12 protein-coding genes are annotated in these 12,684 nt (G+C 59.7%); 4 read left to right on the forward strand and 8 right to left on the reverse strand.

Annotation, left to right across the window (positions count from 1 at the left end; genetic code table 11):
• Nucleotides 1–12 precede the first annotated feature (12 nt).
• Nucleotides 13–735: a glutamine amidotransferase gene (locus tag ACSQ36_RS38740; protein ID WP_436186200.1), complete on the forward strand. Its 723-nt coding sequence runs from the start codon at nt 13–15 to the stop codon at nt 733–735.
• A 157-nt stretch (nt 736–892) separates the two neighbouring features.
• On the opposite strand, the gene ACSQ36_RS38745 is transcribed toward ACSQ36_RS38740, so the two are convergent.
• Genes ACSQ36_RS38745 through ACSQ36_RS38755 form a run of 3 tightly spaced genes read right to left on the reverse strand, consistent with a single transcriptional unit; the run spans nt 893 to nt 3,748 of the window.
• Nucleotides 893–2,146, reverse strand: a complete 1,254-nt coding sequence (locus ACSQ36_RS38745) for an MFS transporter (protein ID WP_436186201.1) — start codon at nt 2,144–2,146, stop codon at nt 893–895.
• Nucleotides 2,147–2,198: 52 nt separating this feature from the next.
• Nucleotides 2,199–3,014: a siderophore-interacting protein gene (locus ACSQ36_RS38750; RefSeq protein WP_436186202.1), complete on the reverse strand. Its 816-nt coding sequence runs from the start codon at nt 3,012–3,014 to the stop codon at nt 2,199–2,201.
• 23 nt (nt 3,015–3,037) lie between these two features.
• Nucleotides 3,038–3,748, reverse strand: coding sequence for a PadR family transcriptional regulator (locus tag ACSQ36_RS38755; RefSeq protein ID WP_436186203.1), 711 nt, complete (start codon nt 3,746–3,748; stop codon nt 3,038–3,040).
• Between the two features lie 292 nt (nt 3,749–4,040).
• Here ACSQ36_RS38755 and ACSQ36_RS38760 point away from each other — a divergent pair, with 292 nt between their 5' ends.
• Nucleotides 4,041–5,042, forward strand: a complete 1,002-nt coding sequence (locus ACSQ36_RS38760) for an ABC transporter substrate-binding protein (RefSeq protein WP_436186204.1) — start codon at nt 4,041–4,043, stop codon at nt 5,040–5,042.
• A gap of 72 nt (nt 5,043–5,114) precedes the next feature.
• On the opposite strand, the gene ACSQ36_RS38765 is transcribed toward ACSQ36_RS38760, so the two are convergent.
• Both ACSQ36_RS38765 and trpS read right to left on the reverse strand, forming a co-directional pair.
• Complete coding sequence (locus ACSQ36_RS38765; RefSeq protein ID WP_436186205.1) at nt 5,115–5,924, reverse strand: class II aldolase/adducin family protein; 810 nt, start codon at nt 5,922–5,924, stop codon at nt 5,115–5,117.
• Nucleotides 5,925–6,163: 239 nt separating this feature from the next.
• The gene (gene trpS / locus ACSQ36_RS38770; RefSeq protein WP_213762871.1) at nt 6,164–7,201 is read right to left on the reverse strand and encodes a tryptophan--tRNA ligase; all 1,038 of its coding nucleotides are present in this window, start codon (nt 7,199–7,201) and stop codon (nt 6,164–6,166) included.
• A 367-nt stretch (nt 7,202–7,568) separates the two neighbouring features.
• On the opposite strand from trpS, the gene ACSQ36_RS38775 reads away from it, so the two are divergent.
• On the forward strand, nt 7,569–8,276 hold the full coding sequence (locus ACSQ36_RS38775; protein ID WP_213762870.1) for an MgtC/SapB family protein: 708 nt from the start codon (nt 7,569–7,571) through the stop codon (nt 8,274–8,276).
• A 747-nt stretch (nt 8,277–9,023) separates the two neighbouring features.
• On the forward strand, nt 9,024–9,329 hold the full coding sequence (locus ACSQ36_RS38780) for a DUF4148 domain-containing protein (RefSeq protein WP_436186206.1): 306 nt from the start codon (nt 9,024–9,026) through the stop codon (nt 9,327–9,329).
• 256 nt (nt 9,330–9,585) lie between these two features.
• Here ACSQ36_RS38780 and ACSQ36_RS38785 read toward each other — a convergent pair whose 3' ends face one another.
• From ACSQ36_RS38785 to ACSQ36_RS38795, 3 genes are all read right to left on the reverse strand, one after another.
• Nucleotides 9,586–10,446, reverse strand: coding sequence for an MIP/aquaporin family protein (locus tag ACSQ36_RS38785; RefSeq protein WP_436186207.1), 861 nt, complete (start codon nt 10,444–10,446; stop codon nt 9,586–9,588).
• A gap of 104 nt (nt 10,447–10,550) precedes the next feature.
• Nucleotides 10,551–12,050: a glycerol kinase GlpK gene (gene glpK / locus ACSQ36_RS38790; protein WP_436186208.1), complete on the reverse strand. Its 1,500-nt coding sequence runs from the start codon at nt 12,048–12,050 to the stop codon at nt 10,551–10,553.
• Between the two features lie 300 nt (nt 12,051–12,350).
• Entirely contained in the window at nt 12,351–12,512 is a 162-nt protein-coding gene (locus ACSQ36_RS38795) for a hypothetical protein (RefSeq protein ID WP_436186209.1), read from the reverse strand.
• Nucleotides 12,513–12,684: the final 172 nt, after the last annotated feature.

The raw sequence follows: 12,684 nt of genomic DNA on the forward strand, positions 1-12,684 counted from the left end.
CGGAGAATCCACTTGAAAACAGTTGCTGTCTTTCGGCATGTTCTGTTCGAAGACCTGGGAACACTGCGAGGGGTGCTCGAAGAGCGAGGCTATGAGATCCGCTATTTCGACATGGGCGTGGATGATCCGAGGCGTGCGGAGATTGAAGAGGCAGACTTGATGGTCGTGCTGGGCGGTCCAATCGGCGCATTCGACGACGACCTCTATCCATTCCTTCGGACCGAGCTTGCCGTCATTTCGGAGCGTCTGCTGTCAGGGCGGCCGATTCTCGGCATTTGCCTGGGAGCGCAACTCATGGCTCGTGCGCTTGGAGCACGAGTCACGCCGATGGAACACAAGGAAATTGCTTTTGGTTGTGTTTCGCTGAGCCCCGAGGGCCGGGCATCGGCCTTGGGACATCTGGGCGATGACGTTCCAGTGCTGCACTGGCACGGCGACGAATTTCAGATGCCTGAGGGATGCCACGTTTTGGCGTCGACGACGCAATGCAAGAATCAGGCATTCCAATATGGCGCTTGCGCGCTTGCGCTGCAATTTCATCTGGAAGCCGACGTTGCGCGAATCGAGCAATGGTTGATTGGTCATAGCGTCGAACTGATGCAGAACGACGTGTCTGTGACCGCGTTGAGGGAGAGTGCGTTGCGCTCAGGTGCCGCGCTGGGCAACGCGGCGTCTCAGGTATTTAATGCCTGGCTAAACTCGGTTCCGGGCCTCACGGAGCGCCCCGATGGCTAAAGACAGGCCGCCGGAGAGTCCGGTACTCGTACTGTGCGAGTGTCGTTATCAGTTGCGCTGTGCGCTGGCATTTTAGTTTTCAGTTGAGCCTGCGCGACATTGACGAATACTTGCGAGGCGCAACTTATTCAAGCCCGGCCAAATCTTGCTGAAGCGACTACGCTTCCCCAAGCGGCTCCCCGGCAATGGGCGGAGTAACAGCTCTTTCCGTTGCCGCTTTCACGCGGCCTACCCAAATCGCCGCGAACGACACGAGGGCGGCAGCCAACAAGCCGTTGACGCCATAACCCCGGATGGCGCCATGCGCATCGAACGACAGGAACAGTCCGCCTAGCCACGCACCGCAACCGGCACCGAGTGCTTGCAGTGCGCTGTTCGTGCTGAGGAAAGCGCCTCGGTTAGACGGTTCCGGAACCGTCGTCAGCAACGCCTGCATCGGCACCATGCGGCCGGACACGATCACCATGAACACGGGGAACAGCAGCACCATTGCGATGAACGGCAGGCTCGGCAGGTGAGTGATGAACAGCACGGGCAGCAGGGACAGCACCACCAGCAGACGGAACATCCGACGACTGCCGTAACGGTCGGAAAGCCGGCCGACAAGCCGTGCCGTGAAGAACGTCGCGGCGCCGCCCGCCATGTATAACCACGACAACTGTGCCGGGGCGACGCCGTGGTTAGCCACAAGCATAGGCGAGATGAACGGGATCACCAGCATCTGCGACACCATTACGATGAACGTAAGCGCGAACGCGTTCGCGTTACGCGGGTTCGACACCAGGCGCCACAGCGTAGGCAGCACGCTCCCCAACGGAGGTTGCTTGCGGCGTAGATGTTCGGTGAGCGAAGGCACGATCTGCATTCCGGCCAGCCAGATCACAACCGACAAAGCCGCGAGCAAGATGAACGGCGTGAACCAGCCGAAGTGCGCGCCTAGCAAAACGCCGGCCGGGACGCCCGCCACTGCGGCGAGCGAAAAGGCCGTCATGATCGTACCGGTCGCGGCGCCGCGGCGGGCAGCGGGAATGACGTCGCTGACGATCGCCATGATGACCGATCCCAGCACGCCGCCGGTGATCCCCGCAAAAGCGCGCGCGATCAGTAGCATGGGAAAGCTGGTGGCGCAGGCGCACGCAAGATTCGACAGCGCGAACAGCGCATAGACGGCCAACATGAGACGGCGGCGATCGAAACGATCAATGTAAGTGGCGGCAAGCAGCCCCGAGAGACCGGAACACCACGAATAAGCTGAGACAGCCGTGGCGAACGCGGCAGGTGATATCTGAAAGCTCCGCATGATCTGCGGGCCAAGGGGCATCATCACCATGAAGTCCATGATGATGGTGAATTGCGTAAGCGCAAGCAGCCAGAGAAGGCGGCGCTCGCGACTCGCATCCAGACTATACATATAGCCATCCTAATTAAATGTTTTTCAGTGGCTAAGACGGAGAAAGCGCGAGTCAGTCGTCGATGGATTCGTGAACCGCTTCAGCGCCACGTTTCCAATAGCTGGCAGCGCGAATCCGGGTCTTGTCGACACCGCGTTCCGTGCACAGGTGCTGACGGACGGCGCGCATGATGGTGGCTTCCCCCGCGGCCCAGACGTAGCCCTCGCCGGTCGGCAGATACATCTCGCGCAAGGCCAGCAACAAGGCTCCGCCGGGGAAGTCCGATTCGCTGCGGTAGCGCCATTCGGCGTACAGGTCGGTCTGCGTCGTGAAGTCGATGCGTGCCGACGGATCTTCCACTTCAATCAGCGCGGCCACGCGAGTTCCCGGCGGCAGCTCTTCCAGCCTACGTGCAATGGCAGGGAGCGCGGTCTCGTCGCCGATCAGCAGATGCCAGTCGAAACCCGTGGGGATCGTAAAGGAGCCGCGCGGGCCACCGATTCCCAGATACTGTCCTACCTTCGCCTGCGCCGCCCACGTCGCGGCCGGTCCCGCCTCATGCAGCGCGAACTCGATGTCGAGCTCGCGCGCTTCGCGATCGTATCGGCGTGGAGTGAAGTCGCGTGCGATTGGCCGCGGCTGATCATCCGCGAATACCGGACCATTCGGACCGGCCGTAGGCATGACCGGCTTCTCAACTCCGGGCGGGGGAAAGAAGACCTTGATGTGGTCGTCGAAGGACGCGGATTCGAAGTCGTGGAGATCGTCGCCGCTTAACGTGATGCGCACGAGGTGGGGCGTAAGCGGTTGAAGGCGCTTGACTTGAGCCAGGCGGAATTTAAGTTGATGGCGGACGCGGCCGACCGCCAGATCGGGTCTGTTTTGCATGGTGTGTTCTCTTAAGTATTGATTCATGCCGGATTGCCGGTGGTTTTCCCTTCGATCTCGGCCGTCGCACGCGCAAGGATGGCGGCAATGCGGCGTTGCTCGCTAGCGGGTGCGTCGGTTCGGATCAGCAATGCGTGCTTGAGGGCGCGGCGTGCCTGGATGAATTCGGGCAACCACGCGTTGCTGTCGCCATTAGCGTCGGCGTTTTCATCGGTTGCTTCGCCTGCGAATGCGCGGCGCACTGAATCCATCTTGCGGGCGAAATGGCTTAGCTTGGCCAGCATCAGATCAACGCGCTCGCGGTTGGTCGCCAGGTAGTTGCGGCCGGGTTCGGCTAACGCATAACGCTTGCGATTGCCTTCCACTTCAACCGTTGCATAACCCAGTTCTTCCAGGTAAGTCAGCGCTGGATAGACCATGCCCGGACTCGGGCTGTAAAAACCGTTCGAGCGAACTTCGAGTGCCTTGATCAGCTCGTAGCCGTGGCGCGGCGCTTCGGCCAGAAGGGCGAGCAGGAGCAACTGGAGGTCGTCGGAGGTGAACTTGCGGCCACGCGGCATGCCGTCGTCACCGCGGCCGCCAAATCCTCCCGGACCGCCTGGGAAGCGGCCGTCGTCGTCATGGCGGTGGTGATGGCGACCGATTGCATGCCACAGTGCATGCATGGAAAAGCGGTCTGAAGATTCAAATCCAGCTTCGGGGCGAGCGAACTCGCGATTTCGGTGATGTCTCATCGTAAAACTCCGTGGTTATCGTAAAACAGATCTTAAGATATATATCTTAAGATACGTTGTCAATATTTTTCGGAGAGATGCGCCGGAGGGCGTTGGCGCGTGGAGGGCGGCCCGAGGCGTTGCGTTCTAGCGGCACGATTCGAGTCCTGCACGCGTCGCCACGGGCTCCGAACCGCTGTGCTGAAACCTGCAATGCTTAAGTATCCGGCGCTCATAACCATATCGGAATTGAATAATTCTCAAGGGAACGCGGCGTCGCTACTCTGGGCGCTGATTTCGCCCGCGAGGATTTATGCAGATGGATGGTTCCGATGTTTTCGCTGGACGGCGGCGCGTATTGCGCTTGCTGGGCGCCGCGCCAGCTGCTGTTGCGCTAGGCGGATTCAGGTCGCAGGAGGCGAGGGCGGCGGACGCGGCCCTGGGTTCCGTCACGCTGGTGCTGGGCGATCAGGCCGGCGGCACGCGCGCGCTGGCCGAGGCGGCGAGGGTGCTCGACGGCACGCCGTACGCCTTCAAGTGGGCTAATTTCCAGGGTGCTGCGCCGCTCTTCGAAGCGCAGCGCGCGGGTGCCGTCGACCTCGCTCCTGCTGGCGATTTGCCGGTGCTGGCGGCGGCCGTTGGCGATCCGACACTCAAGATCGTTGCGACACGCGTTGGCTCAGGCTCGCAGTTGGGCATCCTCGTCCCGGCGGATTCGAAGCTGCGCAGCGTGGCGGATCTCAAGGGACGTACGGTGTTTGTTTCATCGGCACGTGGCAGCATTTCGCAGTTCCAGCTCTACGGCGCGCTGGCGGAAGCCGGCCTTTCGCGCGATGACGTTTCAGTGCGGTTTGTATTGCCGGTCGACGCGTTCACTGCATTTGAGTCGGGAAGTATCGATGTCTGGGCGACCTTCGATCCGTACTTCGGGACAGCAGTTCAACGGGGTGCGCGGGTGCTGCGGGATGGTACCGGGATCAATAGCGGCCTGGGCTTTGTAACGGCGTCCGGTGCTGCTGCGGCCGATCCGCTAAAGCGCCTCGCTATTGCAGATGTGCTGCAGCGGTTGCAGCGCGCGGGTGATTGGGCGCTCGCCAATCCCGATGCGTACGCGCATGTCTATGCGTCGCTCACTCGCCTTCCTTTCGATGCCGCCAGGACCATTACCGCACGATCAGCGCTGAAACAACGCTTCGTCGCCGAGAACGATATTGTCGCGTTGCAACGGGTTGCGGATATCGCTTTCCGCGATGCGATCCTGCCAAGACGGATCGATGTGCGTGCCATCTCCGATACGCAGATCGGGAAGGCTTGAAGGCGCTTGACGGTGGGCGAATAAGAAGGCGATGTGTGATGCATCGCCTTGATCGCTCAGCGCCGTTTCAAATCAGTCGAGCAGATCGGGTTCGGCTTCGACCAGGCCTTCATACAAGCTCTCGAACGAAAACAGCGCGCCTCCCGGGCGGCCAACCCGCTCATGCGTCAACGCCGCCACGTCATGCGGAATGCGCTGAGGCGTACCGGCGGCTTCGGCGAGCAGTTGCGTGTGGCACGCGTTATCCAGCGCGAGATACCACCAGGCAGCTGCTTCCACCGTGGGACCCGCGGTCAGGATGCCGTGATTCTTCAGGATCACCGCCTTGCTCGAACCCAGCGCGTCGGCAATGCGCGCGCCTTCCTTGGTGTCCAGAACCACACCCTGGAAGTCATCGAATAGTTCGTGATCCTCATAGAATGAGCAAGAATCCTGTGTAAGCGGATCGAGTTTGCGACCGAGGGTCGACCACGCTTTTCCGTATAGCGAATGCGTATGCGCAGCGGCGACAATATCCGGACGGGCTTCGTGAATGGCCGCGTGAATCGCAAAGGCGGCTTGATTGACTGGGCCCTTGCCGACCACGATCTCCCCGGCGCTGTTCACCAGCAGCAAGTCGGAAACCCGTATGCGCGCGAAGTGCTTGCCAAGCGGATTGACCCAGAAATGATCAGGCCATTCAGGGTCGCGCGCAGTGATATGTCCGGCCAGTCCTTGATCGAAGCCATGGCGGGCGAACAGGCGAAACGCGCCGGCAAGCCGCTCCAGGCGATGCCGGCGTTCGGCTGCGGGCGTCGCCGGAGCCGGGACTTCATCGAACCAGAATTTGCGGACGGGCGTGGCGTGCAGGGTGAGGCCGGGCGCGTCGGTGAGGGTGCTCATTGTTTTGATGTCCTTTGGCGTTCAAGCGGCGTTCTGACTCGTCCGGATGAACTCGTGCCGCGAGCGGCAGGCGTAGTCCCGGCGAGTGTCCCTGGTGCGAACCGGCAGACGGCTCAATCGGTCGATGCCAGTGAACAGTCTCAAAGGCTAGCACCCGGGCCTGCAAAGGTTAAATATCAAATGAAGATAACCATATCGATCGCGCATGGGTGGCGCTCTGCAACGGGGCTTGGTTTTTCCTAAGCGCTTATCGATTCAAACGAAAACGTCCCTAGCGCCGTCCGTACCTCATCCAGCGTTTGTTGCGTGACAGCCTTGGCGCGCTGCGTGCCTTCCCTAAGCACACTAAAGACGTATTGCGGATCCTGCGCGAATCGTTCCCGCCGCTCCCGTATGGGGGCGATCAGCGCCTGCAGCTTATCCTCCAGTCGATGCTTGAGCGCCATGTCGCCGAGCCCTCCTGCGCGATACGCCGCCTTCAGGCGTTCCACCTCGGCGCGGTCGTCGTCGAATACGTCCAGATACGTAAAGACCATGTTGCCCTCCACGGTTCCTGGATCGGACGCGCGCAGATGGGCCGGATCGGTGTACATGCGTTTCACCGCTTCGCGTATGGCGTCGGGCGAGGACGAAAGCGCAATCGAGTTGTTCTGCGATTTGCTCATCTTGGCTTTGCCGTCGACGCCGGGAAGGCGGCCCATCGCCGGGATCAATGCCTCGGCTTCCGGCAGAACATCGACGCCCGCTTGCCGGTTGATGCGGCGAACGATTTCGTTGGTCTGTTCAATCAACGGAGCCTGGTCCTCTCCCACCGGAACGAAATGCGCTTTGAACCCGGTGATATCGGCGGCTTGCGCCACGGGATAACATAAAAAGCCTGCCGGAATATCGCGCCCAAAACCGCGGGCTTGAATCTCTTCCTTGATAGTCGGGTTACGTTCGAGGCGTGCGACGGTGACAAAGTTCAGGTAAAGCAGGGTCAATTCGGCGAGGGCCGGCAGAGCTGATTGCACGGCGATGGTGCTCTTGTCCGGATCAATGCCGACAGCCAGATAATCCAGCGCCACTTCCAGTACGTTACGACGCACTTTCTCCGGATCATGAGCGTTGTCGGTCATGGCCTGGGTATCGGCGACGAGGAGGTATTGCGTATGTGTTTCCTGAAGCTCTAGCCGGGTTTTCAGCGAGCCAACATAATGGCCCAGATGCAGCGGCCCGGTCGGGCGGTCACCGGTCAGGACGGTGAGGCGCGGTGCGGAAGGCGGAGTGTCGTGCATATCGTGCATAAACGGGTTCTCTTGGAGAACCACCGCAGGACGAGCGAACCGGGAGATGAAGCCATGTCGGCCGGACTGCGGCGGTCATGGTCATTAAAAAAAGACGTGACAATGCCGCTCCTTCAGGAGCGGCACCAGGTACGAGCAGTAGCGGGATTGATCGTGGGCATGGCGTAAGAATGCCATAGAGCAGGGATTGCTGACAACGCCCGACTTCCAGCTAAGTGGTCGGCCTGCTGTCATCGGACTGTCACACGCGGACAATACGGTGAGCCGCGTCGGCATTGCGTCGGCGCGGCCATCGAGGGTGCTTGAGCGGTCTTTGTCAGGCAGTGCATGCGAACAATACAATTCAAAGAATCGCTCTATGATCTACGAATACATTCTTCCCCTGATAGCGGCTTTGTCGTGCGGCATTGCCATCGGTCTGGAAAGACAGATGCGGCAGCGAACGGCGGGCCTGCGCACCATCACCCTGGTGACCAGCGGCGCCTGCTTGTTTGTGATCCTTGGCGCCATGACCGGGAATGGAACCACGACCGTGACGCAAATTGCGGCGTATGTGGTATCCGGCGTGGGATTCCTGGGCGGCGGCGTCATCATGCGCGAACAGGGCGCAATCCAGGGGATCAATACGGCGGCCACCTTGTGGTGCTCGGCAGCCGTCGGCGTTCTTTGCGGGGCATCGCACTATGGACCCGCCATCGCGGGAACCCTGGTGATCTTGTTCACAAATACCGTACTGCGTGAAATCGGGCGCGCAATCAATACTGCGCCGGTGGCTTCCGCAGACCTCGTGCGCAAATACGTATTGACGGTAGTTTGTCGCGCGGAAGATGAGGTGAATATCCGGGCGTTGATCACCAACTCGATGGTGTCCGCGCCGCTGTCGTTCCAGGGACTTAGCAGCACAGATCTCGACGACGATTCCCGGCGAGTGGAAGTGATCGCAACGCTCGAAACACATCCGAAATATCAATCAAAGGTTGAAGCCGTCGCGAGCCGGCTCAGCATGGATAAGGGCGTATCGAGCGTTAGCTGGGCGGCGCTCGATACCGTGCCCGTGCCTGACTGACAATGCGTCACGGCCCATCGGCATGGTCCGCGTGTCCGCACGCGCGAGGCATGGCATGGGTTTTGAAAGGATGCATCGGTAGTATCCGGGACAGCGATGCTTGCGCGGACTCATGCCGACATGGCCTGCGGGTTCGACCCGCCGGGCGCGATGAGCGAATGGGTGCATCATCAGGCATTGCTTCACCCCATTAAAGGTCGCAGATGAGTACTTACGTGTTGTTGGCTTGCGGGTTCGGGACTGGATTCGCGATTGCCATATGGGGAATATTCGACGCATTGAAGCATTCCCGGCGCGAATCGCAAGAGCATGATGACCACGCGGGTGATAGATCCAGGCAGTAACCTGAACACCAGCGGGAACCGGTGGCGTTTTTAATAGCTTGGCCGAGTGCCGCCTGATAGCAGCGCCGCAATTTTTCGAAGCGACGTTCGAACGCCGCCCGGAATCGCATCAAAAAAAGCGAACGGTCCGTGTGCCGGCTTACCGCCTTTCAACGGCATTTCATCAGGGACATCTTGATGACCGAGACGCCGTTCAGGGACTGCAATTCAATACGTTCGATATCTTCAACCAGTTTCTATCTTCGAATGCAGGGATGTACAAGATGACGATCTTGTCATCTGGGCGTCAGCTTCGAGTCAGTGCCCGCCGCGCAGAATGAAGTTGCTTACCGTCGCTTACCGGACGATGGAGCGCGGCTTCATTCATTGAGAGTGAAGCCACTTTTCAAAGAGGCTACTCATTATGAAAGCACTGATCTGCACAACACTTGCTTTGGTCCTGGCTGCTCCCGCCGTCTCGTTTGCCCAAACCACCGATCAACCCGTCACACGTGCCGAGGTGCGCGCTGATCTCATCCAGCTCGAGAGCGCGGGATGGCGCCCAACCTCACCGCAGGCAGCCTATCCGAATGATATCCAGACTGCCGAAGCACGCGTGCATTCCGGCGATACCGCCAGCGGTTACGGTGGAGCAACGGAGAATGGAACGTCAATGTCGCAATCGCCGACGAGCGGAACCGCGGTCGCGCCGGTGTCCAACGGTCAGTGATTCGGACGGTAGTGTAGCTACTGCAGGCCGGCGGCTTTGCTTTGTTAACCGTAGTGCGCCTAGCTCGAAAATAGCCCGTCGCTCAGTGCCGCTAAGCGGGCACTCGCGCGAATGAGGGACGTTGCGCGGCCGCTGACAGAAACAATGGCGAAGATAACGGTATTGAGCGCAGCATTGAGCGGCTAAGCGCCGGACTAACCAACGTCCGGCGCTTAGCCGCTGCATCGGCTTGGCGCCAAGTCAGTCAATCAACCTATCAGATGCGCTGTCCTTGCTCGCAGTCCTCGCCATTGACCTCCGCTTGCAATGCGCGCACGCGCGCCGGCAGGAAAGGATGGATCAGCAGTTGGTAAGCGCCGCCGCCAATCACGCCGCCTATCAACGGAGCGACCACGGGAATCCACCAGTAGTTGTCCGGCGAAGGCAGCGCAGACGAACCCCAGCCCGCAAAGTACGCAAACAAACGCGGGCCAAGATCGCGGGCCGGATTCATTGCCCAGGCTTCCAGATAGCCCATCGATGACCCGAGGATTGCCACCAGGAACCCGATCATGAGCGCACCCGCATTTGCCTGGGGCGCCATTTCGTTGAACTGCTCGGTGATGGCGAAAATGCCGAACAAAAGGAACGCCGTCAGGATGACTTCATCGGAGAACGCGTGCATGGGGGTGATGGCCAGGCCCGGATGCGTGAAGAACACGCCCGCTGCGCCGCCGTCCGCCCGTGACAGATGATGAACCAGGTTGTAATGGTCGATCACCGGCCCGAACAGCGCATAAACAATGACGGCGCCCAGCATGCCGCCAACGAGTTGCGCTACCCAGTAGGGCAACACTTTCTTCCACGAGAAACCGCGGAAGAGTGCAAGAGCGAGCGTTACCGCGGGATTGGCATGAGTGCCCGAAATGGAGCCGGTCACATAGATGGCCAGCGTCACCGCCAGGCCCCACGACATGCAGACACCCCAGTAAGCATTCACATACGGGCTGGGATCGTATAGCACATACATGCACGCCACTGAATCACCGAACGCGATGATGATGAGGACGGCGATGGCCTCGGATATGAGTTCGCCGACAAATTGCCTGCCGGTAGGTTTCGCAATAGTTGATGACACGAGAAGGATTCCTAAAAGAATAATTGCGTTGCGGTAAAGAAGGCCGGGATGACGTGACCGAGGCTCACGTTGAACGCAGGTTCAACGTGAGTTCAACCTGGAACTCAGGTAGCGTCAGCCCACGCCTTGGCGGCATTTACCGCACGTTGCCAACCGTGCATATGGCGCTTGACCTCGTCGGCCGCAATATCCGGCGAGAAACGACGGTCCAGCTTCCATTGGCTTTGCAGTTCATTCACGTCTTTCCAGTAACCGACTGCCAGCCCGGCCAGATACGCCGCGCCCAGCGCAGTGGTCTCGCTGACCTGCGGACGGACTACGTCCACGCCCAGCATGTCGGCCTGGAATTGCATCAGCAGGTCATTGGCGACCGCGCCGCCGTCTACGCGCAATTCGCCGATGCGGATGCCGGAGTCGGCTTCCATGGCCCTCAACACATCGATTGATTGAAAGGCGATGCTTTCGAGCGCCGCCCGTGCAATGTGGCCGGAGGTCGTGCCACGTGTCACGCCGAACAGCGTGCCGCGTGCGCGTGCATTCCAGTGGGGCGCACCCAGGCCGGCAAAGGCGGGCACCATATAGACGCCGTCGCTATGCGGCACGCTGCGCGCAAGCGCTTCGATTTCATTCGCACTCTTGATGATGCCAAGTCCGTCGCGAATCCATTGCACGACAGCGCCACCGATAAAAATACTGCCTTCCAGCGCATAGTTGACCTGATCGCCGATCTGCCATGCAATGGTGGTGACCAGGTTGTTGCGCGATTCGATCGGCTTGTCGCCCGTGTTCATGACGAGGAAACAACCGGTGCCGTAGGTGTTTTTCACCATGCCGGACTTCGTGCACATCTGGCCGAAGAGGGCGGCGTGCTGGTCACCTGCAATGCCGGAAAGGGGAATCTTCGAGGCGAATACCGTGGTCTTGGTCGGGCCGTACACCTCCGAGGAGGCCCGCACTTCGGGCAGCATGCTGCGCGGAATATCGAGCGCGTCGAGCAGTTCGTCATCCCACTTGAGCGTGTGGATATTGAAGAGCATGGTGCGCGACGCGTTGGTGACGTCGGTGATATGCAAGCTGTGTTTCGTGAAATTCCAGACGAGCCAGCTATCGACCGTACCGAAGGCAAGACGTCCTTGCTTCGCTTTCTCGCGGGCGCCTTCAACATTGTCGAGTATCCAGCGGATCTTGGTCGCGGAGAAGTACGAATCAATAGGCAAGCCCGTTTTGGCACGGACCTTTTCTTCCAGCCCCTGCGCCTTCAACTGGTCGCAGAAGTCGGCGGTGCGGCGGTCTTGCCAGACAATGGCGTTATAGATTGGCTGGCCGGTTTCGCGATCCCAGACAATGGTGGTCTCGCGCTGGTTGGTAATGCCGATAGCGGCTATGGATGCACCGTTCAGGCCCGCGCGGGTGACGGCTTCGGCGGCTACGCCAGCCTGGGTCGACCAGATTTCCTGCGGGTCGTGCTCGACCCAGCCCGGTTGTGGATAGATCTGGCCAAATTCCTTTTGCGCGACTGACACTACGTTGCCCTGGCGATCGAACACCATTGCGCGTGAACTCGTCGTGCCCTGGTCGAGCGCGAGGATGTATTGCTCCTGCATTGTCTTCTCCACTGGTTTTTAAATGGACCGCCGCTTCGTGCATGATGCCTCGCGGCGTTGCTGATTTCTTGTTTTGACTGCGGTTTCGGTGAGACTGAAGTTTCTACAAAAATTACATTTTGATTGCGGCGTTAAATCCGGCTAGCGGTTTCATGCGGTTGGGTAAGGGCCGCCTAACAGGCGGGATGAAGGCGTGGGTTCATTCGCTGACTACCGCGCTATTTCATTGAATGCCGGACGCGTTGCCTGTGCCGCGGGGTTTCCTGGCGGCGATCCCCTATCGCGTCATATCGCCAGATTTCATCCGCGCGAGCCGTCGTTGATCGATCCGGTGCGCGACACCGACGAGTGGAAAACGAACTCGATTTGTTCGCAAAGGAACACCGTCAGGTCGGGTTCCACCATATCGCACGCGATGCCAGTTCGGCCAATATCTCGTTTGACGACCAGTACATCAGCCATTGTGTCTCGATTCACGCTAGTCGCTCGTATCAATTAAGAAAATCTATCGAACCGATAATGTTCGAATTCGAATGCTAATGAACAATATCGAAAATGTAAAGGCGCATTTGTGACGCGCGCCAGAGGTGTGGGCCGGCGCATCGGAGTTAGTAGAAAACCTCGAAACGGTGCC

This window comes from Caballeronia sp. LjRoot34, from assembly GCF_964253815.1.
GTDB lineage: Bacteria > Pseudomonadota > Gammaproteobacteria > Burkholderiales > Burkholderiaceae > Caballeronia.

Coding starts and splice junctions, on each gene's coding strand:
- trpS (WP_213762871.1), bottom strand. CDS start 7,201: ATGCACGACACTCCGCCTTCCGCACCGCGCCTCACCGTCCTGACCGGT.
- glpK (WP_436186208.1), bottom strand. CDS start 12,050: ATGCAGGAGCAATACATCCTCGCGCTCGACCAGGGCACGACGAGTTCA.
- ACSQ36_RS38765 (WP_436186205.1), bottom strand. CDS start 5,924: ATGAGCACCCTCACCGACGCGCCCGGCCTCACCCTGCACGCCACGCCC.
- ACSQ36_RS38755 (WP_436186203.1), bottom strand. CDS start 3,748: ATGAGACATCACCGAAATCGCGAGTTCGCTCGCCCCGAAGCTGGATTT.
- ACSQ36_RS38775 (WP_213762870.1), top strand. CDS start 7,569: ATGATCTACGAATACATTCTTCCCCTGATAGCGGCTTTGTCGTGCGGC.
- ACSQ36_RS38760 (WP_436186204.1), top strand. CDS start 4,041: ATGCAGATGGATGGTTCCGATGTTTTCGCTGGACGGCGGCGCGTATTG.
- ACSQ36_RS38780 (WP_436186206.1), top strand. CDS start 9,024: ATGAAAGCACTGATCTGCACAACACTTGCTTTGGTCCTGGCTGCTCCC.
- ACSQ36_RS38750 (WP_436186202.1), bottom strand. CDS start 3,014: ATGCAAAACAGACCCGATCTGGCGGTCGGCCGCGTCCGCCATCAACTT.
- ACSQ36_RS38745 (WP_436186201.1), bottom strand. CDS start 2,146: ATGTATAGTCTGGATGCGAGTCGCGAGCGCCGCCTTCTCTGGCTGCTT.
- ACSQ36_RS38795 (WP_436186209.1), bottom strand. CDS start 12,512: ATGGCTGATGTACTGGTCGTCAAACGAGATATTGGCCGAACTGGCATC.